The organism is Rhodococcus sp. C3V (assembly GCF_029269915.1).
Taxonomy (GTDB): domain Bacteria; phylum Actinomycetota; class Actinomycetes; order Mycobacteriales; family Mycobacteriaceae; genus Rhodococcus_F; species Rhodococcus_F qingshengii.
Window position 1 is genome coordinate 590240 of the sequence record NZ_JARJBE010000002.1, and the last position, 22205, is coordinate 612444.

At 62.4% G+C, this 22205-nt stretch carries 18 protein-coding genes; 10 read left to right on the forward strand and 8 right to left on the reverse strand.

All coding sequences use genetic code 11. The features are described from left to right. Positions 1 to 38: 38 nt before the first annotated feature. Complete coding sequence (locus P3G66_RS07785; RefSeq protein WP_003940851.1) at positions 39 to 1370, reverse strand: anaerobic C4-dicarboxylate transporter family protein; 1332 nt, start codon at positions 1368 to 1370, stop codon at positions 39 to 41. Positions 1371 to 1476: 106 nt separating this feature from the next. Between P3G66_RS07785 and P3G66_RS07790 the strand changes: the two genes are divergently transcribed. Together P3G66_RS07790 and P3G66_RS07795 are read left to right on the forward strand one after the other, a co-directional pair. After that, a complete protein-coding gene (locus P3G66_RS07790) occupies positions 1477 to 6024 on the forward strand; it encodes an ATP-dependent helicase (protein ID WP_042449813.1) in 4548 nt (1515 codons plus the stop codon). Between the two features lie 63 nt (positions 6025 to 6087). Next, entirely contained in the window at positions 6088 to 6879 is a 792-nt protein-coding gene (locus P3G66_RS07795; protein WP_030535047.1) for a DNA-formamidopyrimidine glycosylase family protein, read from the forward strand. On the opposite strand, the gene P3G66_RS07800 is transcribed toward P3G66_RS07795, so the two are convergent. Beyond that, positions 6866 to 7435: a TetR/AcrR family transcriptional regulator gene (locus P3G66_RS07800; RefSeq protein ID WP_007727263.1), complete on the reverse strand. Its 570-nt coding sequence runs from the start codon at positions 7433 to 7435 to the stop codon at positions 6866 to 6868. The two genes, P3G66_RS07795 and P3G66_RS07800, sit on opposite strands and share 14 nt — an antisense overlap. Positions 7436 to 7522: 87 nt before the next feature. Here P3G66_RS07800 and P3G66_RS07805 point away from each other — a divergent pair, with 87 nt between their 5' ends. The 5 genes from P3G66_RS07805 to P3G66_RS07825 all read left to right on the forward strand — a co-directional run bounded on the left by P3G66_RS07805 (position 7523) and on the right by P3G66_RS07825 (position 11700). Beyond that, a complete protein-coding gene (locus tag P3G66_RS07805; protein ID WP_042449607.1) occupies positions 7523 to 8464 on the forward strand; it encodes an oxygenase MpaB family protein in 942 nt (313 codons plus the stop codon). 17 nt (positions 8465 to 8481) lie between these two features. After that, positions 8482 to 9018, forward strand: a complete 537-nt coding sequence (locus tag P3G66_RS07810; protein ID WP_003940745.1) for a hypothetical protein — start codon at positions 8482 to 8484, stop codon at positions 9016 to 9018. 324 nt (positions 9019 to 9342) lie between these two features. Next, on the forward strand, positions 9343 to 9816 hold the full coding sequence (locus P3G66_RS07815) for a hypothetical protein (RefSeq protein ID WP_007727281.1): 474 nt from the start codon (positions 9343 to 9345) through the stop codon (positions 9814 to 9816). Then, a complete protein-coding gene (locus tag P3G66_RS07820; protein ID WP_030535049.1) occupies positions 9806 to 10729 on the forward strand; it encodes a hypothetical protein in 924 nt (307 codons plus the stop codon). The genes P3G66_RS07815 and P3G66_RS07820 overlap by 11 nt, the downstream gene beginning before the upstream one ends. Before the next feature lie 86 nt (positions 10730 to 10815). Next, on the forward strand, positions 10816 to 11700 hold the full coding sequence (locus tag P3G66_RS07825; RefSeq protein WP_058226546.1) for an aldo/keto reductase: 885 nt from the start codon (positions 10816 to 10818) through the stop codon (positions 11698 to 11700). Positions 11701 to 11736: 36 nt separating this feature from the next. On the opposite strand, the gene P3G66_RS07830 is transcribed toward P3G66_RS07825, so the two are convergent. Further along, on the reverse strand, positions 11737 to 12480 hold the full coding sequence (locus P3G66_RS07830; protein ID WP_054188164.1) for a 3-hydroxybutyrate dehydrogenase: 744 nt from the start codon (positions 12478 to 12480) through the stop codon (positions 11737 to 11739). Continuing rightward, on the reverse strand, positions 12477 to 13853 hold the full coding sequence (locus P3G66_RS07835; protein WP_003940819.1) for an MFS transporter: 1377 nt from the start codon (positions 13851 to 13853) through the stop codon (positions 12477 to 12479). Before P3G66_RS07835 ends, P3G66_RS07830 begins: the two co-directional genes overlap by 4 nt. A 153-nt stretch (positions 13854 to 14006) precedes the next feature. On the opposite strand from P3G66_RS07835, the gene P3G66_RS07840 reads away from it, so the two are divergent. Beyond that, positions 14007 to 14954, forward strand: coding sequence for a LysR family transcriptional regulator (locus P3G66_RS07840; RefSeq protein ID WP_042922131.1), 948 nt, complete (start codon positions 14007 to 14009; stop codon positions 14952 to 14954). Here the strand turns inward: P3G66_RS07840 and P3G66_RS07845 are convergent. The 3 genes from P3G66_RS07845 to P3G66_RS07855 all read right to left on the reverse strand — a co-directional run bounded on the left by P3G66_RS07845 (position 14923) and on the right by P3G66_RS07855 (position 18074). After that, positions 14923 to 15639, reverse strand: coding sequence for a GAF and ANTAR domain-containing protein (locus P3G66_RS07845; RefSeq protein ID WP_030535052.1), 717 nt, complete (start codon positions 15637 to 15639; stop codon positions 14923 to 14925). The genes P3G66_RS07840 and P3G66_RS07845 overlap by 32 nt on opposite strands. A gap of 50 nt (positions 15640 to 15689) precedes the next feature. Continuing rightward, positions 15690 to 16157, reverse strand: coding sequence for a hypothetical protein (locus P3G66_RS07850; protein WP_228232568.1), 468 nt, complete (start codon positions 16155 to 16157; stop codon positions 15690 to 15692). A gap of 174 nt (positions 16158 to 16331) precedes the next feature. Then, entirely contained in the window at positions 16332 to 18074 is a 1743-nt protein-coding gene (locus P3G66_RS07855; RefSeq protein WP_003940825.1) for a glycerol-3-phosphate dehydrogenase/oxidase, read from the reverse strand. A gap of 108 nt (positions 18075 to 18182) precedes the next feature. Between P3G66_RS07855 and glpK the strand changes: the two genes are divergently transcribed. Next, the gene (gene glpK, locus P3G66_RS07860; RefSeq protein WP_042449616.1) at positions 18183 to 19673 is read left to right on the forward strand and encodes a glycerol kinase GlpK; all 1491 of its coding nucleotides are present in this window, start codon (positions 18183 to 18185) and stop codon (positions 19671 to 19673) included. Positions 19674 to 19843: 170 nt separating this feature from the next. Beyond that, on the forward strand, positions 19844 to 21259 hold the full coding sequence (locus tag P3G66_RS07865) for an MFS transporter (RefSeq protein ID WP_042449618.1): 1416 nt from the start codon (positions 19844 to 19846) through the stop codon (positions 21257 to 21259). On the opposite strand, the gene P3G66_RS07870 is transcribed toward P3G66_RS07865, so the two are convergent. Beyond that, a complete protein-coding gene (locus P3G66_RS07870) occupies positions 21256 to 22152 on the reverse strand; it encodes a LysR substrate-binding domain-containing protein (RefSeq protein ID WP_030535055.1) in 897 nt (298 codons plus the stop codon). The genes P3G66_RS07865 and P3G66_RS07870 overlap by 4 nt on opposite strands. Positions 22153 to 22205 lie beyond the last annotated feature (53 nt).

Consider the following 22205-nt stretch of genomic DNA (forward strand, 5'->3'; position numbering starts at 1 on the left):
CTCAGCGCTGTCACTCAGGGCTGACTCAGCCGCAATACTCAACCGAGCACCACTCCGAACAACGCGCCGGCCGCAATCGTCGTGACGGCCAAGATGATGGTCGGCAGGAAGAACGAGTGGTCGACGAGCTTGGAACCGAGCTTCGTGCTGCCCGAGAGGTCGAAGTTCGCAGCCGCGATCTGCGAACCGTTTGTCGGCAACAGATAGACGCCGGCAAACGCTCCGGCCCACATTCCGCTCACCAGACCGGGTGCAATCCCGGCAGCGAGACCGATCGGCACGATGGTCCTCGTAGCGGTCGACTGACTGGTCGTCAGTACACAGACCAGGAAGACACCGAGCGCGAAGATCCACGGCGCGGCGTTGACCCAGTCGCCGACGGTGCTCGTGATCAGCTCGGAATGGGCGCTGATGAACGTGTCCGTCAGCCATGCCAGACCGAACAGCGCGATGGCCGAGACCATACCGGCACGGAACACCGTCGACGACGGCACGTCGGCGACATTCGGGCGGCACACCAGCAGGATCAACGTACCCACGACGAACATCAGCATTTCGATGATCGGTGTCATCCCCATCGGAGTACCGTCGGCAGCTTCGGGACGAATCCCCTTGAACAGGCCGAAGATCACGATAGCCAGGACGCCGGCCAGGAAGATCAGTGCCGCGTTTCGTCCGGTCTTCGTCGAGACGAGTTCAGTCTTGGAAGCTGCACCAGGTCCGGCCAATTCGCCCGACTTCATCTTTGCCTGTATCTCCGGGTCGTCGTCGAGATCTTTGCCGAGTCGGTTGACCGCGATTGAGGAAAGGACGATGCCGACAACAGCAGCCGGGAAGGTGATCTTGATGATGTCGATGAGTTCGAAATCGTAGGGCGGCACGTCGGTCAGCGTGACCATTGCCGCCATTGCCGCGGACACCGGACTACACGCGAGCGCCACACCGGTCGAGACAACTGACAGCGACAGCGGTCGTGACGGCCGCACACCGTTCTTGTACGAGACGTCGTAGATGACGGGGAGCAGCGGGTAGAGGATGTTGGACGTGCCGGCACCGACCGAGAACAGGAATGACACCAACGGCGCGATCAGCGTGATCTGTTTCGGGCGAGATTCGATCAACTTGGCCGCGATGGTGACCATCCAGTCGATACCACCGGCCGCCTGCATCATCGACGACGCGAGGACGACGGACAGGACGATGAGGAGAGCGTCGACCGGCGGACTGCCGACGTCCTCTCCGAAGACGAACACGAGGACGGCAACACCTGCGCCGCCCCACAGACCGAGAGCGACACCGCTCGATCTGGTACCCATGACAATCGCCCCGAGCACTACCGCCAGCTCGAGGACAATCTTGACTGCTTCCATCAGGCACTCGCCTTCTCGATAACAAGAGAATCGCTATAACAGGGCAAATAGTATGCTCTGCACTTCGGCTGCAGGCACGAACACGCTGTCGGTGGGAAGGGGCAATATGGTGGTCGTGACCAACGTCCTCGGTAGGTTCTCGCCCGCCACACGCGAGTGGTTCGGCGGGGCTTTCAGCGCGCCGACTGCTGCGCAGCTCGGTGCCTGGGAATCCATCGCGAGTGGCTCTCACACTCTTGTCGTCGCACCCACCGGCTCCGGCAAGACATTGTCGGCGTTCCTGTGGGCGCTCGATCAACTCGCCGCCAAGGACGAAGGCGAACGCGCCACCAAAGTCCTCTACATTTCGCCGCTCAAAGCGCTGGGTGTGGACGTCGAGCGGAACCTTCGCGCGCCGCTGGTCGGCATCACGCAGACGGCGAAGCGTCTGGGCCTCACCCCGCCCGAGATCACCGTCGGTGTCCGTTCCGGCGATACGTCCCAGGCCGATCGACGCTCGTTGATCAAACGTCCTCCGGACATCCTGATCACCACGCCTGAGTCGTTGTTCCTGATGCTCACCTCCGCTGCCCGGGAAACACTGGTCGGTGTCGACACCGTGATCGTCGACGAGGTTCACGCGGTGGCGGGTACCAAGCGTGGCTCGCACCTCGCGCTCTCACTGGAACGCCTGGACGGCTTGCTCGAGCGTCCGGCGCAACGCATCGGATTGTCGGCCACTGTCCGTCCGCACGAGGAGATCGGGCGGTTCCTCGCCGGTTCGGCACCGATCCGAATCGTGGCACCGCCTGCCGCCAAGACATTCGACCTCACGGTCCGTGTTCCCGTCGAGGACATGACCGAACTGGGGATCGCGACGCCGGACGACGGTTCCGAATCTCCCACCCCGCAAGCCGGTTCGATCTGGCCCCACGTCGAGGAACAGATCGTCGACCTCGTTCTCGACCACCGATCGTCCATCGTGTTCGCCAACTCTCGCCGCCTCGCCGAACGATTGACAGCCAGGCTCAACGAGATTCATGCAGAACGCATCGGTCTGGCCGTCGAGAAAACATCTCGCCCGCCCGCGCAGATCGGGGCTCCCACCGAGGTCAACTACGGCGCAGAACCCCTCCTTGCTCGCGCCCACCACGGATCGGTCAGCAAAGACCAGCGAGCCCTCATCGAAGACGACCTCAAATCGGGTCGATTGCGATGCGTCGTCGCCACCAGCAGTCTCGAACTCGGAATCGACATGGGCGCCGTCGACTTGGTCATCCAGGTGGAGGCACCGCCTTCTGTTGCCAGCGGCCTGCAACGTGTCGGTCGCGCCGGCCACCAGGTCGGCGAGATATCGCGAGGCGTCGTCTTCCCCAAGCATCGCACCGACCTGATTCATTGCGCGGTGACCGTCGAGCGCATGGTCGAAGGCAAGATCGAAGCGATGGCCGTTCCGGCCAATCCCCTCGACATCCTCGCTCAGCAAACTGTTGCGGCCACCGCTCTCGAACCTATCGACGTCGACGACTGGTTCGAGACGGTGCGCCGAAGCGGTTCCTTTGCAACGCTTCCCCGTTCGGCGTACGAATCGACTCTGGACTTGCTGGCGGGGCGGTACCCCTCGGACGAGTTCGCCGAGTTACGTCCTCGCCTTGTCTGGGATCGTGAGTCCAACACGCTCACGGGCCGCCCGGGTTCGCAGCGTTTGGCCGTCACTTCCGGCGGCGCAATCCCCGACCGCGGCCTCTTCACCGTCTACATGGTTGGCGAGAAAGCGTCCCGCGTCGGCGAACTCGACGAGGAAATGGTCTACGAATCCCGGGTCGGCGACGTCTTCGCGCTCGGCGCCACCAGTTGGCGGATCGAGGAGATCACCTTCGATCGGGTTCTGGTCAGCCCCGCCTACGGCATGCCGGGTCGTTTGCCCTTCTGGCACGGCGACGGACTCGGTCGCCCCGCCGAACTCGGACAGGCGTTGGGGCAGTTCGTCCGCGAAACGGCTCTCGGCAACGAAGCCGACGTCGTCGAGCGTTGCCGCGTGGGCGGGCTCGATCACAACGCGACTACCAACCTGATCCAACTCGTCGGTGAGCAGAAGAATGCCACCGGGCAGGTGCCGTCGGATCGAACCCTGGTGGTCGAACGCTTCCGCGACGAACTCGGTGACTGGCGTCTGGTGCTGCATTCCCCGTACGGCCAACGGGTTCACGCACCGTGGGCCCTCGCCATCGGGGCGCGCCTGCAGGAACGATACGGCGTCGATTCCAGTCCGACGGCCTCCGACGACGGCATCATCATCCGTCTCCCCGACACCGAGAACGAACCTCCCGGCGCCGAACTGTTCACCTTCGACGTCGAGGACATCGAAGATCTGGTCACCCAGGAGGTGGGCGGCTCCGCGCTCTTCGCTTCCCGATTCCGCGAATGTGCCGCCCGCGCACTGCTTCTCCCCCGCCGCAATCCCGGAAAACGTGCACCGCTGTGGCAGCAGCGTCAGCGGTCGGCGCAACTGCTGGACGTCGCCCGCAAGTTCCCGACCTTCCCGATCCTGCTCGAGACCGTACGCGAGTGCTTGCAGGACGTTTACGACCTGCCTGCACTGAAGGAATTGTTCGGCAAGATCGAGAAAAGGCAGATTCGAATCGTCGAGGTGGAGACGGCCTCTCCGTCTCCGTTCGCCAGTGCGCTCCTGTTCAACTACGTGGGTGCGTTCATGTACGAGGGCGACAGCCCCCTCGCCGAGCGACGCGCCGCCGCTTTGTCCTTGGACTCCACGCTGTTGGCCGAACTCCTCGGCCGCGTCGAGCTGCGCGAGCTCCTCGACGCCGGAGTGATCGAGCAGGCCGAACGTGAACTGCAACGGCTCGTCCCTGACCGAAAGGCCAAGGACCTCGAGGGTGTTGCCGATCTCCTCCGCATGCTCGGCCCGCTGACCACCGAAGAAGTCACCGAACGCTGTCTCGAGGACCCGGTCTCATGGCTCGAGAAGTTGGTTACGGACAAACGCGCCCTCCACGTCTCGTATGCGGGCGAGAGCTGGTGGACCGTCGTCGAAGATGCAGCGCGGCTTCGCGATGGACTCGGCGTTCCCCTACCCATCGGCGTTCCGGCCGCGTTCATCGAGCCGGTCGATCAACCACTCGACGACCTCCTGAGCCGGTACGCCCGCACCCACGGTCCCTTCACTCTCGCCGACGCGGCTGCACGCTTCGGTCTCGGAGTATCAGTCGCGCGTGACGTTCTCGGTCGGCTCGCGCTCGAAAAGCGGGTCCTGGAAGGTGAATTCCGCCCGTCTGCAACCGGGAGCGAATGGTGCGACGCCGAGGTCCTGCGTCGCTTGCGGCGACGCTCGCTCGCCGCGGCACGGCAGGAGGTCGAGCCGGTCAGCACCGCGACCCTCGGGCGATTCCTTCCCAGTTGGCAGCACGTGGGCGGCACGCTGCGAGGAATCGACGGTGTTGCAACGGTGGTCGATCAACTTGCCGGCGTCCCGATTCCGGCGTCCGCTCTCGAATCGTTGATCCTGCCGAGCCGAGTTGCCGACTACTCTCCCGCGATGTTGGACGAACTCACGTCGACGGGTGAAGTCCTGTGGTCCGGATCGGGAGCTATCTCGGGCAAGGACGGGTGGGTAGTGCTGCACCCCGCCGACCTGGCACCGATCACGCTCAATTCACCCGCCGACACCGACGTCTCGGAATTGCAGAAGCGCATCCTCGACCTGCTGTCCGGCGGCGGTGCCTACTTCTTCCGCCAGTTGGTCGACGCGTTGCGAACTACGGAGTCGGCTGCGGACACGGTCGACAGTGCGGTGACGACGGCACTGTGGGAGTTGGTGTGGCTCGGACACATCGGTAACGACACCGTTGCGCCGCTGCGCGCACTTCTCTCCGACACCACCAGAACAACAACCAGTCACCGATCACCTCGCCGTGTTCCGCGGGCCCGTCCGTACCGCGGAATGGCCCGCGCTTCCACGCCCGCGCGCACGGGACCGGCAACCGCCTCCGGTCGGTGGTTCCAGCTGCCAGGTATCGAACCTGACCCCACTATCCGGGCGCACGCCACGGCTGATCTGCTGCTCGAACGATACGGCGTCGTCACCCGCGGTTCGGTGATGAGCGAGAACGTGCCGGGCGGTTTCGCGTTGATCTACAAGGTACTGAGCACGTTCGAGGACAACGGGCGCGCTCGACGCGGATACTTCGTGGACACCCTGGGCGGCGCTCAATTCTCGACGCCTCCCGTGGTGGACCGCTTGCGGACGTTCGGTGATTCCATCGAGGGGCGCCACACCTCCTCGGCTGCAGTCACTCTCGCGGCGTGCGATCCGGCAAACCCGTACGGCGCGGCGCTGCCGTGGCCGGCGTCGGGGGGCGAAGAGTCACCAGGACACCGACCCGGGCGAAAAGCCGGCGCATTGGTAGTTCTGGTGGAGGGTGAGTTGGTTCTGTTCGTCGAGCGCGGCGGTCGCACGATCCTGACATTCACCGACGACGGCGGAACGTTGCGCCTGGCAGCACTGTCACTTGCTCAGAAGGTGACGTCTCGCGCCATCGACAAGTTGGTAGTGGAGAAGGTCGACGGAGAGACCATCCACGGCAACGATTTTGCTCCGGTCCTGGTCGAAGCCGGCTTCGCGGCCACCCCTCGCGGATTCCGGTTACGGTCATGAGGATTGGGGTCATGATGATTGAGATCGTGGAAGTTGAGATCCTGAAGTGTGGGTGCGGCGACCATGCCTGAGGGCGATACCGTGTGGCGGGCCGCCAATGAACTGCGCGCTGCCCTGGCCGAGAAGGTACTCACCACCTGCGACGTCCGCGTTCCTCGTTACGCCACGGTTGATCTCTCGGGCCACCGCGTGGATTCCGTCGCCAGCCGCGGAAAACATCTCCTGATCCGAGTGGGCGAAGCGTCCATTCACACGCATCTGAAGATGGAAGGTCAGTGGCAGATTTATCGCCCCGGCGAGCGCTGGCGCCGACCCGCCCATCAAGCGCGCATCATCTTGGCCACCGAAGACTCTGTAGCAGTTGGCTTTTCACTGGGAATCACCGAGATCCTCGAACTCGGGCAGGAACAGGAGGCCGTCGGACATCTCGGACCGGATCTGCTCGGGACCGATTGGGACAGTTCCGTGGCCGCCCGAAATCTACGGGCCGCCGACTCCGTACCGATCGGAATCGCGCTCCTGGATCAGCGGGTGATGGCCGGACTGGGCAACGTGTACCGAAACGAGATCTGCTTCCTACGAGGTATTCACCCGAAAACGCCGACACATCTCGCGGGGAATCTCGACGCGATAGTGGATCTGTCTTTTCGCACCATCAACGTCAACAAGTCACGTCGCATCCGGGTCACCACCGGCGACACCCGCCCCGGTAGGCAGACATGGGTGTACGGCAGACGCGGAAAACCATGCCGCCGTTGCGGGACTCGCATCAGAGAAGACACCCTCGGACCGGATCAGCTCACCGAGCGAAATATCTTCTTCTGCCCGGCCTGCCAGCCCTTCACGCCTGGTTAGCGTTGATCAGCAGCCTGACGCAGTGGCGGACAAATCGATCACGGTCCACGACGATCGTGCCGTCCAGATAACCGATGAACAGTGTGAACAACGCCCCGACCAGTCCGACTGCCACCAGTTGCTTGTCCACGGGATCAGCGATCTCGGACAACTGGTCGTACACCAGGTCGACGAACGCCGGCATCGATTCGATACCGCGGCCGCTCAGGACGGGTTCCGACAGCGGGGCGATCAGGAGCACTCTCCCCATCGCCGGATCGTCGACCATGAGCTTGACGAAAGCGTCGACCGCAGCGGTGGCGACGGCCTCGGATGTCGTCTCCGACTCCACTGCCGACGCAAGCGCCGACTGCGCGCGCTCGGCGACAAACGTGTGGACCGCGACAACGTACTGATCGCGATCGGTGAAGCTTTCGTAGAAGTACCGCTCGGTCAGACCGGCAGCCTTGCAGACCGCACGCACGTTGACGGCCGGACCGTCGACCGCACCGAGCAGTGTCACTCCGACGTCGAACAACGTCGCCTTTCGAGTGGCCCTGCGTTCTTCGATGCTCACAACTTCCCCACTTCGCCGACACTTGATCTTCAATGCACCCGGCATTCGATCCTTGACTACCGCTGTTGTCGATCCTAATCTGACAACATGCGTAGTCAACTTGACGACAGCAGCACCCCGGTTCCCCTCGGTCCGGATTCCCTGACGTGGAAGTATTTCGGCGACTGGCGCGGGATGCTGCAAGGCGTCTGGGCCGGTTCGATGCAGAACATGCACCCCGGCCTCGGCGCCGGAGTCGAGGAGCATTCGCAATTCTTCGACGAGCGGTGGGAACGACTGTACCGCTCGCTGTATCCCATTGCAGGCGTGGTCTTCGACGGCGATCGCGCGCAGCAGACAGCCGAAGAAGTCCGCGGCTATCACACACGAATCAAGGGCGTCGACAAGTTGGGGCGTCGGTATCACGCACTTGATCCCGACACTTTCTACTGGGCGCACGCAACGTTCTTCATGGGCACCATCGTCACTGCCGAGAACTTCTCCGGTGGCTTGACCGAGGCCCAGAAACGTCAGCTCTTCACCGAGCACATTCAGTGGTACCGCCTGTACGGGATGAGCATGCGCCCTGTTCCCGAGACCTGGGAAGCATTTCAGGAGTACTGGGACCACATGTGCCGCAACGTACTCGAAGACAACAAGGCGACCCGCGACGTCCTCGACCTGTCGGGACTCGGCAAGCCCCCGTACATGACGTGGCTACCCGATCCGTTGTGGCGGCTCGCCCGAATCCCCCTCGCCCGCGGATTCGTGTGGCTGACGGTCGGAATGTACGACCAACCGGTTCGAGACCTACTCGGCTACTCGTGGACCAGTCGCGATCAGAAAATTCACAACGCTGTCGGCCGCACCGTCAACGCCGTCTTCCGTCTGGTGCCGTGGCGATACCGGTATCAGCCACGTGCTCGCGCGGGATGGGATCGAGCTGACGGCCGAATCCCCGCCGATGCACCACTGGTCCACACACCGGCGCGCAACCTGCCCCCGCTCGAGCAGCGAGATAACCCGATGCACTACAGCCCCAGGGTCTGATCTGCCATGCTCTGAACATGGAGTGGGACCTGCGAACCCTGCTGAACCGTCCGATCACGTCTCACGGTGCGCCGCTGGGACAAGAACGTGTGGCGGCGAGGACCACCGCGTACATCTACGGCAACATTCTTGTCCTCGCTGCACTCATACCGGTGACGAAATCTCAGGAATCGCTCGGCGCCGCGATTGTGGTCGGCACGGCATTGTCGACATACATCGCCCACACATTTGCCGAGGGAGTCGGCGAGAGCATTCGCAACGATCGCCGACTGACGACCGCGGAGAGAATCGACTCTCTTCGCGATTCCGTCCCGATCCTCACCTCTGCGGTTGTTCCTGTCGTCATTCTCGCGACGGCGTGGTTCAACTTCCTGGAGCCACGGACGGCGCAGTTGATCGCGGAAATCGTCTTGATCCTGCGGATCGGTTCCACCAGTTACGTGATCAGCCGACTGCACGGCGAGAAAGTCAGTACGAACACACATCTGGCAGCCTTCGGCCTCGCTGCCGTCGCCACCCTCATAGTCGGCTTGAAGATAGTGCTCACTCATTGACGAGCCACAAGTGCAAAAGAAGTCAGACCGGTCGTATATAACTAAGACGGGCAATTCGCAGAAACCTAACAATCGGTAATTTCGATGTGCGGTGATCGACGACTAACTCGGCCCACTTCTATCAAGTAGGCAGAGGAGCAGCCCGCAATGACAACACCACAGTCGCCGTATCCCTGGAACAACGACCCCAACCACACGACACCTCTCCCTCCGCCCCCTCCTCCGCCGCCGGGCATCACACCCGGTCAGGCTCCGTACTCGGGACATCAGCCTGCTTACACCCCGCCCCGGCCCCCATACGGTCAAGGCACTGGATATTCGCCGATGCCTCCCCGCCCGCCGAAATCGTATGCATGGCTGTGGGTCCTACTGGGAGTTGTCACAGTCGCACTCGTCGCCGTCGTGGTCTACGTATGGGTTCTCCCTCTCGTCTTGAACGACAATTCCGACGAGAACACCGCACGCACGGAAACCGTGGTGATCACCTCACCTGCGGCCGCGCCGCAGAACGGCGTCGTCACACCCGCGCCCAACGAGTCGGTCCCTGCCAGCGCAGCGCGTTGTGGATCGGTGTTCTCGAACAACGAATTCACGACGTCCGCCGTCGGCACCAGCGTGACGTCCTGTGAGTTCGCCGAAGAAGTGCGCTACCAGTACGTGAGCCAGGGTCGACGCGGCGGCCCGGTCTCCATCAGCGCGGTCAGTCCGGTCACGGGAACTCGGTACTCGATGAACTGCGCCGGCAACAAAGTCGTCACGTGTACCGGCGGAAACAACGCGGTGGTCTATGTCTATTGAGCAGTGCGTCGAGGCTCGTAGCGGGACGCGCCGACGACTCCTGGCGGTTGCACTCGCCACTGCTTCTGCAGCAGCCCTCGCGGGCTGCACGATTCCGACGCGAGACGAGTCGTCGGAGAAGGTCGAGACGATCACCGAGATCGTCGTCGTTCCACCGGAGCCGACAGAGACTCCTGCCGCTCCGGGCAACGGTGTCGGCCCGCTCGCCGGATTCGAGGCCCTGGGCAACACCCTCGGCGGCGCCGTGGGTATCGCACTCGTGCCCGTCGGCGGAGGTCAGTCACTCGTTGCCGGCGAGTGGCAGAACGGAGTCGCCTGGTCCACCATCAAAGTCCCACTGTCCATCGCAGCCCTCCACGAACCCGACAACACAGAACTCACAACGGTCAAGCAGGCGATCACCACCTCCGACAACGAATCAGCCGAAGAACTGTGGCGAGGCCTCGGCGATCCGACCACTGCCGCAGCGAAGGTCGAGTCAGTCCTCGTGGCCTCCGGCGATATGTCCACCACCGTGGAATCACGCACGCTACGACCAGAATTCAGCTCGTTCGGTCAAACACAATGGCCACTTGCCGTCCAAGCGCAATTCGCCGCCACCCTGCCATGCCGGAGCGACGCCACCGAAGTCTTCGGGCTCATGGGCAGCATCAGCCCCGACCAACAGTGGGGCCTGGGAGTGATCCCAGCCGCTCGATTCAAAGGTGGGTGGGGGCCGGACGACGACGGCGGCTATCTGGTCCGCCAATTCGGGATCATCAGCAGCGGCACCGGACAACTCGCTGTCGCCATCGCAGCCAAGCCGGACTCGGGCACTTTCGCCGACGGTACTGCGATGCTCAGCGACATCGGCCGCTGGGTAGGCGAACGAGCGCAGGCTTTACCCATCGGCGGCACCTGCCAACCGAGCTGAAGTACTGCCGGTCGAGGGAGGTACTGCCGTTACCCGGCTGAGCAGTCACTCCCGCCGAACCCCCGGCCGCCGCTACCGTGGACGACATGAGCATCCCGAGTCTGAAACTGAACAACGGCGTCGACATCCCCGCGCTTGGCTTCGGGGTGTACCAGACGCCGCCGGACGAAACACTCGCCGCCGTCGAGTCCGCGCTGTCGACGGGTTATCGCCATATCGACACTGCCGCGGCCTACGGCAACGAGAAGGGCGTCGGTGAGGCGATCCGGCGATCCGGACTCGATCGCGCGGACATCTTCGTCGAGTCGAAGGTCTGGATCACCGACTACGGATACGACGAGACTCTGCATGCCTTCGACAAGAGCGCAGGCAAACTCGGTGTCGAACAACTCGACCTCCTGATCCTCCATCAGGCGTTGCCGAGCGAGTTCGAGCGCACGATCGACGCGTACAGGGCATTGGAAACGCTTCTGGCCGACGGCAAGGTCCGCGCCATCGGAGTCAGTAACTTCATGCCGGATCACCTCACCCGACTCCTGGACGCAACGTCCGTGGTGCCGGCGGTCAACCAGATCGAGGTTCATCCGTACTTCAGGCAGTCGACTTTGCTCGAGGCCGACGCCGATCACGGGATTCTGTCTCAGGCATGGTCACCGATCGGCGGAATCACGTTCTACCGCGACGGCTCCCACGGCTCGACCCTCGAGGACGCCACCATCGGCGCCATCGCGACCGCTCACGGCAAGTCGCCTGCACAGGTGATGCTGCGCTGGCACCTCCAGCAGGGCCGCCAGGTGATCCCCAAGTCGGTGACTCCCTCGCGGATCGCGGAGAACTTCGACGTGTTCGACTTCGAACTCACCGCCGAAGAACTCTCCGCAATCGACGCACTCGACACCGGAGTTCGCGGCGGTCCCGAACCCGAGGTCATCACCCGCGAGAAGTTCGGAATCGAGATTCCCGAAGCCTGAACCCGGCAGCTTGAACAACACAGCAGCCCCAGTGATCTAGCTGGCGCTCCACCCGCCGTCGATGGTGTACGAAGCCCCCGTCACCATCGACGCCTCGGTCGATGCCAGCCACCCCACCAGCGATGCCACTTCTGCGGGCTCGACCATCCGTTTGATCGCGCTCTCAGTGAGCATCACCTTCTCGACAACCTCGGATTCACTGATTCCGTGAACCTTTGCCTGGTCGGAGATCTGGGATCGCACGAGTGGTGTCAGGACGTAGCCCGGATTGACACAGTTACTGGTGACACCGTGTGGGGCACCCTCGAGCGCAACAACTTTCGACAGGCCTTCGAGTCCGTGCTTTGCCGTGACGTACGCACTCTTGAATGCCGAAGCGCGGAGCCCGTGGACCGAGGAAATGTTGACGATGCGCCCGAATCCTTTGCGGTACATGTACGGCAGGGCCGCTCTGACCAGGAGGAACGGCGCTTCGACCATGAGGCGTTGAATCTTCCGGAAGTCCTCGACGTCGAAATCCTCGATGGGACTGACCCGTTGAATGCCGGCGTTGTTGACAAGTACGTCCGTCTCGAGTGCCAGATCCACGAGTTGGTCGGTGTCGAGGAGATCGACGGCCCACGCAGTGCCGTCGATCTCGTCGGCCAGCGCCTTCGCAGCGACGTCGTCGAGATCAGCGACGGTGACGTGGGCGCCGCGGGCGGCAAGGAGTCGAGCACACGCCTCGCCGATACCGCTGGCACCACCGGTGACCAGTGCCGTTTTGCCGGAGAGCGTCATGCGGAAACACCGGCCCGCTCGTCGGCGAGCACTCGTGCGTCGGCAGCATCGACGGACTCGAGCGAGATTCCCTTGGTCTCCCGCGCGAAAACGACTGCGACGATAGTGACCAGGGATGCCAGCAGGAGATAGATCGCGATGGGGACCGAGGAGTCGAACTTGCTCAGCAGTCCGGTCGCGATGATCGGAGCAAGTGAACCTGCCACGATCGACGTGACCTGATATCCCAGGGAGACACCGGAATAGCGCATCCGGGTCGGGAACATCTCGGCCATGATCGCGGGTTGGCCGGCGTACATGAACGCGTGGAACACAAGCCCGATGATGATTGCCGACAAGATGACTGCATTGTGCCCGCTGTTCATCATCGGAAAGGCGAAAAATCCCCATGTTCCAGCGGTGACGGCGCCGATCATGTACACCGGGCGTCGACCGATCGTGTCGGACAGTTTGCCTACCAACGGAATCACTGCGAAGTGCACGGCATGTGCCATCAGCATCCACCAGAGGATGTGCGCCGTGTCCGCATGAACGACGACCTTGAGGTAGGTGATAGAGAAGGTCACCACGAGGTAGTACATGACGTTTTCGGCGAAACGCAGGCCCATCGCGGTCAACACTCCGCGCGGGTAACGCTTGACCACCTCGAAAACGCTGTACGAGGTTGCCTTGACCAGTTCTGCTTCCTTCTGCGCCGCAATGAAAATGGGAGCGTCGGTGACCTTGGTCCGAACGTAGTACCCGACCAGAACGATCACCGCGGAGAGCCAGAAGGCAACGCGCCAGCCCCAACTCATGAAGGATTCGTCCGAGAGCGTCGACGTCAGGATCAACAGCACGACAGTGGCCACCAGGTTGCCCATCGGCACGCCGGCCTGAGGCCAGGACGACCAGAACCCGCGAGATCGATTCGGGCTGTGCTCGGCGACAAGGAGTACCGCCCCACCCCATTCGCCGCCGACAGCAAATCCTTGGATGAAGCGCAGCGTGACCAGCAGTGCCGGCGCCCAGTAGCCGATCTGACCGTATGTCGGTAGACAGCCCATCAGGAAGGTCGCGGCACCGACCAGCAGCAAACTGAACTGCAACAACTGCTTCCGGCCGAACTTGTCTCCGAAATATCCGAAGACGATTCCGCCGAGTGGCCGGGCGGCGAATCCGACGGCGTAGGTGATGAAAGCCGCGATGATCGCATCCAGCTCGTTGCCGCCGCCAGGAAAGAAGACTTTGCTGAAGACCAGAGTGGCCGCCGTGCCGTACAGAAAGAACTCGTACCACTCGACCACGGTGCCCGCCATCGAGGCGCCGACCACCTTCTTCAGCCCCGATGGTGGGGCTTGGCTCTCGGGTTTCGGCATGTTGTCGACGCTCATCGTGGACTCCCTCGTCTTCAGTTCGCGATTCGCCTGCTCTTCACGATCAGGAATGTGACCGCTCGCACATTTTTTGTGACTCGATGAGTATCGGTGCAGATTCTTAGCACGACAATGACAAATCTCGCACCATACAGGTGCAAAAATGCAGATATGACACTCGGACTGAGCCCGGACGACCTACTGGTGCTTCTCGCGGTCGGTCGCACCGGCCGCTTCAACACCGCCGCCGACGACCTGGGCCTCAACCACACCACCATTTCGCGCCGCATCGCCTCGCTCGAGAAGAGCCTCGGCGGCCGTGTACTGGTCCGCTCGTCCGGCGGCTGGGAGTTGACCGACCTGGGCAGACAAGCCCTCAGCGCGGCCGAGCGCATCGAGGCCGCGGTGAACGAACTGGCACTCGACTCCACCGGTCAGCAGCAACTCGACGGCGTCGTGCGGGTCTCGGCCACCGACGGCTTCAGCGCATACATCGCGGCCCCCGCCGGCGCAGCGGTTCGCAGACGCCATCCTCGCGTGAGCGTGGAGATAGTCGTCGCGACCAGAAAGGCGTCGCAGATACGCTCGGGGCTCGACATCGAGGTTGTTGTCGGCAAACCTCAAGTTCACCGCGCCGAGGCCGTCCATCTGGCCGACTACGCGCTGGGTTTGTACGCCTCCCGAGAGTATCTACGTCAGAATGCAGTGCCCGAAAGTGCCGAAGAGCTGGCCGAACACTCGCTCGTGTATTTCATCGACTCGATGCTGCAGGTCGACGAACTCGATCTGGCCCGCAAGCTCACGGTTTCCATGCGCGAGGCCGTCACGTCCACCAACGTGTTCGTCCACATCGAGGCAACGCGCGCGGGTGCCGGCATCGGCCTGCTCCCCTGCTTCATGGCCGAGCAGCACGACGATCTGATTCGCGTGCTGCCGGCTCACATCGAAGTCAGACTTTCGTACTGGTTGGTGGCTCGTTCTGAATCCTTGCGCCGACCGGAAGTCGCAGCGGTGGTGACGGCACTTCGAGAGACGGTGGATCGCAAGCGATCTCAACTCCTCGGCTCTCCCGGGGCGAACGAAGCGCTCAGTCCAGAGTCGAACGATGCTGGACGATGACCTTGCGCGCCAACTCGGCGATCTTGACGTTCATGTTCTGCGAGGTTCGCACCAGAATGTCGAAGGCCTCGTCGTCGGACACCCGATGCAATGCCATCAGCAGACCGACGGCCTGACCGATTTCGCGACTGCTCGCCAGACCTCGCCGCAGCGAGTCGGCATCCTCTCCTCGGTTCAGCGCGGTGACGGCCACGGATGCAAACGATGCCAACATGATCGCGTGGTCGGCAACAGTTTCCGTGAATGCTCCCGGAGTGTCGGAGAAGAGGTTGAGGGCACCGAACTTCTGACGATCGACCATCAGTCGGAACCCCATCGAGCCACGAATGGGTGTCTCTGCCACTACTTTCCGAGCGAACTCGGGCCACTGATTCGGAGTGCGAAGATCTGACTCGAGCTGCGGCGCCTCCGTGTCGAGGGCGTCGATGCACGGCCCCTCGCCAGTCGCACGTTCGAGATCGTCTGCATACTCGGCGATCTCGTCGCTTGCCGCTACCGTGACGTTGGTGTTTCCCCGTCGCAGCATCAGGCTTGCGTGATCGCAACCGGGAATCAACTCGACAGCCGCCGAACAGATCGCGGAGTACACCTCGGCGCTGTCTGCTGCGGAGTAGAGGATCTCCGCCAACGCCGCGAACACTGCCGTGGGTTCTGTCAGTGCTTGGTCGCGCTCAGCCATCTCCATACACCTCGGGGTCTACCGTTCATCGAATTCTTCACCGAACGGTACAAACCTTACTTACTCGAGCGGATGGGGTCGCCGCCGCTCGCCGATTCCCGCCCGTCCGTCCCCTGAAAAGCTTCCGTGGCCGCGCGGTGATGCAGAGCCGTCACGGTGGTGATCTGCTTGGACACCAGGTCGTTGAGCTCGCGGTACTGCTCCTCCGTCTCCCCGGCCGGAATGTCTCTCAGGACCTCCCACATCGCACTCTTGCCGCACAGAGCGGTCCGCATGATCTCGAGAGTTGCCAGCTTCACGAGACGGTTGCGCCAGATGGCGTCGACATGGACGAGGCGCCTGATCCGATTGACCGTCGCGTCGATCTTGGAGTACCGCGGCAGAGATATGCCCTGGGTGTCCTCGATCAGTTGCAGCAGCTGCTCGATCTCGTACTCGAGCTCACCCGGCAACGAGTCCAGCTCACCGTCAGCCCACGCGCCGTACGAGTCCGAGAGTGACCGCGAGAGTTGCAGCCCTACCATCGCTCCGCACAGGTGAGTGACCAGATAAGCAGTGGCTATGTGTTCCTCAGCAGATCTCGACCGACTACCGAACATTGGGATCCTCCTGGGCGACGCTCGACCGGTCTGTGCTGACACGGGTGGTGATTCGACATCCGCCTACCCGCGACAGACCGAGAACAAACGACGGGCGACTCAGACCCGATCCGGCACCACGACGACGGGTTCGAGGATCTCGGCCCGAGACTCCGGCGCTGCGGCGCGCAAGGCGTCGGCCGACTCGTCGTCCGGCTGGGTCTGCGACTCGATCTCCGCTTCGACGCGCGCTCGGTACGTGTCGACCTCGCGCTCGACGGTGGCGGCATCCCAACCGAGAATCGGGGCAACCAATCCGGCAACCTGTTGCGCACAGTTGACACCACGATGCGGGTACTCGATTGCGATGCGCATGCGGCGAGCCAGGATGTCGTCGAGGTGCAATGCACCCTCGGCCGCGGCGGCGTACACAGCCTCGACCTGAAGGTAATCGGGGGCATCTGTGATGGGCTGCAACAACTCCGGCGTCTGTCGGCCGAGTTCGAGGACCTCCGTGATGAGTGAACCATAGCGGTCGAGCAAGTGCTTGACGCGATACGGATGCAAGCCGTACTGCTCGCCCAGTTGCACAGTCTGATTGATCAACGCGAAGTATCCGTCGGCGCCGACGAGCGGCACCTTCTCCGTGATCGACGACGCCACTCGCGCCGGAATGTCTTCTGCTGCGACATCGACGGCGTCTTCCGCCATGACCCGATACGTCGTGTACTTTCCACCGGCGATGGCGACCAGGCCTGGAGCCACACGGGCAACGGCGTGCTCGCGCGAGAGCTTCGACGTCTCGTCGCTCTCACCGGCAAGCAGCGGACGCAGGCCTGCGTAGACACCGTCGATGTCGGCGTGCGTCAGCGGCGTGACCAGGACGGAGTTCACGTGGCCGAGGATGTAGTCGATATCTGCTTTGGTTGCCGCTGGGTGAGCGAGATCCAAGTTCCAGTCGGTGTCCGTGGTGCCGATGATCCAGTGACTGCCCCACGGAATGACGAACAGCACCGATTTCTCGGTACGCAGGATGATGGCGGCTTCACTGACGATGCGATCGCGCGGGACGACGATGTGTACGCCCTTCGACGCTCGCACCCGGAACCGTCCGCGCTGACGTGAGAGGGCCTGGATTTCGTCCGTCCAGACACCGGTTGCATTGATGACGACGTGACCCTTGACCTCCGCGGTACGGCCGTCTTCGCAGTCGCGAACACGAACTCCCGAGACCCGGTCCGCTTCACGCAGAAATCCCACGACCTGCGTCGACGTTCGGACAACCGCGCCGTAGTGGGCGGCGGTCCGTGCAACGGTCATGGTGTGCCGAGCGTCGTCGACGACGGTGTCGTAGTACTGGATGCCACCGGTCAGTGAACTGCGCTTGAGGCTCGGCGACATGCGCAGTGCGCCCGCCCGGGTCAAGTGCTTCTGGGAGGGGACCGATTTGGCGCCGCCCATCCGGTCGTAGAGGAAGATTCCCGCGGCCATGTACGGGCGTTCCCACACTCGGTGAGCCAAGGGGAACAGAAACTTCAGCGGCTTGACCAGGTGCGGAGCGAGCGTGGTCAGCGAGAGTTCGCGCTCACGCAACGCCTCACGAACGAGGCCGAATTCTAGTTGCTCGAGATAGCGGAGACCGCCGTGGAACATCTTCGACGAGCGACTGGACGTACCGGATGCGTAGTCACGGGCCTCGACCAACGCAACCTTCAGCCCGCGGGTGGCCGCATCGAGGGCCGCTCCGACACCGACGACACCACCGCCCACCACGACGACGTCGAATTGCTCGGTCTGAAGTTGTTCCCAAGCAGCTTCGCGCTGCTGCGGGCCGAGAAACTGCGCACCTTGCTGCTTACTCAACCCGGTCTCCTGTAAGTCGACGACGAATCCGTTTACAGGCTAGTAGCTTGATCCACATACTGCGACAGCGCACGGATTACTGCGAACACGCCCGAACCTAGGAGCACAGTGAATCAATACATCGCCGCCATCGACCAAGGCACGACGTCGAGCCGCTGCATGATCTTCGATCACGACGGCGCCGTGGTGAGCGTTGCGCAGAAAGAACACGAGCAGATTTTCCCGCGAGCAGGTTGGGTCGAGCACGATCCGGTGGCGCTGTGGATCAACACTCGGGAGGTGGTGGCCGGCGCTCTCGCGAAGGTCGATCTCACGCGGGCCGACATCGCTGCCGTCGGAATCACGAATCAGCGTGAGACAACCGTCGTTTGGGAACGTTCGACGGGTAAGCCGATCTACAACGCGATCGTGTGGCAGGACACGCGCACGGATCAACTGTGTGTCGAACTGGGCGGCGACGAGGGTCCGGACAAGTATCGAGACAAGACCGGACTACCACTCTCGACCTACTTCGCCGGGCCGAAGATCCGCTGGATTCTCGACAACGTCGACGGTGCGAAAGCAAAAGCGGAGGCCGGCGAATTGTGCTTCGGCACTGTCGACACGTGGATCGTGTGGAACCTGACCGAGGGCGTCCACGTGACAGATGTCACCAATGCGTCACGCACGATGCTGATGGATCTCGAGACCCTCCAGTGGGACGAATCGATCTGTGCAGACTTCGGAATCCCGATGTCGATGCTCCCGGAAATCCGTAGTTCCTCAGAGGTCTACGGCACAGGACGTCCACGCGGCAATCTCGCCGGTGTGCCGGTCGCCGGAATCCTCGGTGACCAGCAGGCAGCCACATTCGGCCAGGCCTGCCTCTCCGAGGGTGAAGCCAAGAACACCTACGGCACCGGCAATTTCATGCTTCTCAATACTGGCACGAAGCCGGTGCACAGCAAGCACGGACTACTGACGACCGTCTGCTACAAACTCGGCGAAGCCCCTGCCGTGTACGCACTCGAAGGTTCCGTCGCCGTGACGGGTTCCTTGGTCCAGTGGCTTCGGGACAATCTCGGAATCATTCAGAACGCCAAGGACATCGAGCCGCTCGCCGCAAGTGTCGATGACAACGGCGGCGCCTACTTCGTGCCCGCGTTCTCCGGGCTGTTCGCACCTCGGTGGCGACCGGATGCCCGGGGTGTCATCGTCGGTCTGACGCGCTTCGTCAACAAGGGACACCTGGCCCGCGCAGCGCTCGAGGCGACGGCATACCAGACCCGCGAGGTCATCGACGCCATGCGAGCGGATTCGGGAGTCGAACTGTCCGCACTGAAGGTCGACGGCGGCATGGTGGTCAACGAAACCCTGATGCAGTTCCAGTCGGACATCCTCGGAGTTCCCGTCATCCGCCCGGTGGTCAACGAAACGACAGCTCTCGGTGCTGCATACGCAGCGGGCCTCGCCATCGGTTATTGGGCCGACACCGAAGACATCCGCAACAACTGGGCCGTCGGCCAAACCTGGGAACCGGCGATGGACGAGTCCGAAAGGTCACGGCTGTACGCGGAGTGGAACAAGGCCGTCGAGCGGACGTACAACTGGTCCGAGTAATCACCCGATCCTTCCATACCGGAAGAGCTGATCATGGTCGTCTATTGATACTCCTGAGGTATCAATAGGCGACCAAGTTGGTATTGGACGTGACCTACACCACTCTGCGAATCTCATTCAGGCACGCCACGTTTCGGCGCCGCGAATGTTGCAGAGAAAGGTCGCCACGCATGAGTTCACCCACTCGCAGTTCCGAGGAGATCAACGCCAAGGCGCGAAGAGCCGGTATCGCTTCGTTCATCGGAACCACTATCGAGTGGTACGACTTCTACATCTACGGCACTGCCGCTGCCCTGGTATTCGGCGACATCTTCTTCTCCGACACTCTCCCGAACGGAGTCGGCACTCTCCTCGCCTTCATCACACTCTGGGCAGGCTTCCTCGCCAGGCCGATCGGCGGGATCATCTTCGGTCACCTCGGCGACCGGATCGGACGCAAGAACACTCTCGTCATCACCTTGATGATGATGGGTGTCGCCACGGTAGGCATCGGACTCCTCCCCACCTACGCACAGGTCGGGATCTGGGCGCCGATCGGTCTGGTCACCCTTCGCGTCATCCAAGGAGTCGCGGTCGGTGGCGAGTGGGGCGGCGCAGTGCTCATTGCCAGCGAGAATGCCCCGAAGGGCAAGAGCATCCTCTACTCCGCGTTCGCCCAACAGGGCTCACCCGCCGGAAATCTGTTGGCCACCATCGCGTTCTTCCTTCTATCCTCGATGCCGACGCCGTCGTTCCTCCTGTACGGATGGCGCATCCCGTTCATCATCTCGGCGGTGCTGGTCATTCTCGGGATGATCATTCGCCTCAAACTCGAAGAGTCGGACGAGATGAAGGCCGTTCTCGCACGCAAGAAGGTCGTCAAGCTTCCGCTCGCCGAAGTCTTGCGCAAGCACTGGGTACTGGTTCTCCTCGGCGCCGGCGCACTCCCCCTCGCCCAGGTCACCTATTTCAAGAACACCTTCGCATTGTCCTGGGCTACAAAAGAACTCGGATACGATCGAGGAACCTTCCTGGCCGCCATCGCGATCGCGCTCGTCGTGCAGTTCATCGTCCAACCTTTCGGTGCCGTCCTGGTCTCCAAGATCGACATGCGAAAAGCCATGTGCCTGATGGTGATACCGGAGTTCGTCCTCATGCCCGCCATGTTCTTCGCGATCCGAACCGGGAACTTCACCATTGCAGTCGTCGCAATGTGTCTGGCCACGATCCCGCACTCGATGTTCTACGGCGCCATCGCCGGCGTTCTCGCTCGGGCCTTCCCCGCCAACATCCGTTACACCGGTCTGTCGACGGCGTACCAATTGTGTTCCCTTGTCGTCGGCGGCGGAACTCCCGTACTGGCGCAGTGGATGCTCAACACGTCAGGCAATATCGTCGGGGTCGCGATCGTATCCGGGCTGTACGCCCTTGTCTCACTGATCTGCACCCTGCTCCTGCTCCGACGTACAGGCTACAACGCGGGCGAACTCTCGACGGCCGAACAAGCGGACTACGACGAACTCGAACTCGAAAACACTCTTGTCGATATTGCGAACTCGCCGAAGTCCGAAGCGGGTGAGATTCCTACCGGTCGGGCAACCGTCTAGGCCAGGGACGGCAGCGCCTGCTCGGACAATTTCAACACTTCGAGAAGAGCAGGTCTGTCGTCTCCCTCTCGCCAGGCGATACGCAGTTGAAGAGGAGGAGGTGGGTCCATGACCGGAACAAAGACAACATCAGGATTCACGATGCTCTGGGCCACCGAGGAAATGGTCAACGAGCATCCGATTTCCGCGGACACCAGCGCGATCAACGACATCGAATCCGGTGCCGTCTGCACGATTCGAGCCAGGAACCCTGCGTTCTTCGAGGCAGTGAGCAGAGACTCCCGCAGAATCGAACCTGGCTCCGCCGGAAGCGTCACCCAATTCTCGGACTCCAATTCGATCAACCGAACCGAGTCCCTCGACGCCAACGGGTGGTCTTTGGACATGGCCACCAGAAAGTTCTCCTCGGCGATCAATCTCGACGTGATCCCGAGCGGCGGTACGGTCCACCGCACCATCCCGATGTCGAGTCGTCGATCGAGCAGCATCAACAACGCCTCGTTCGCGAAAGCAGAACTGTCGAGCACGAATTCGATACCGGGATTGGTCTTTCTCACCAATTTCGCCCACCGCCCGACGAGCAGATGCGAAGAAGTCCCCGCGAAACCCAGGCGAACGCGACCTGTCGTTCCCTTGCCTGCCGCAGAGACCGCGATCTCGGCCATCCGGCACGCGTCCAGAATCTCGCGCGCCGGAAGCAGCAGCGCTTCACCGGCAGCAGTGAGCCGCACAGTTCGAGTGCTCCGATCGAACAACGGCGAACCGAGCTGTTTCTCGAATTGCCTGATCGTTCGACTCAGCGGCGGTTGCGCAATCCGAAGCCGCTGCGCCGCACGGCCGAAATGTAGCTCCTCAGCCACCGCGAGAAAAGCGTTGATCTGATGAATTTCCACCCGACATTGTTGCGCCACACCGGCCGAACATGTCAAGTTCCGAAACCGACCGA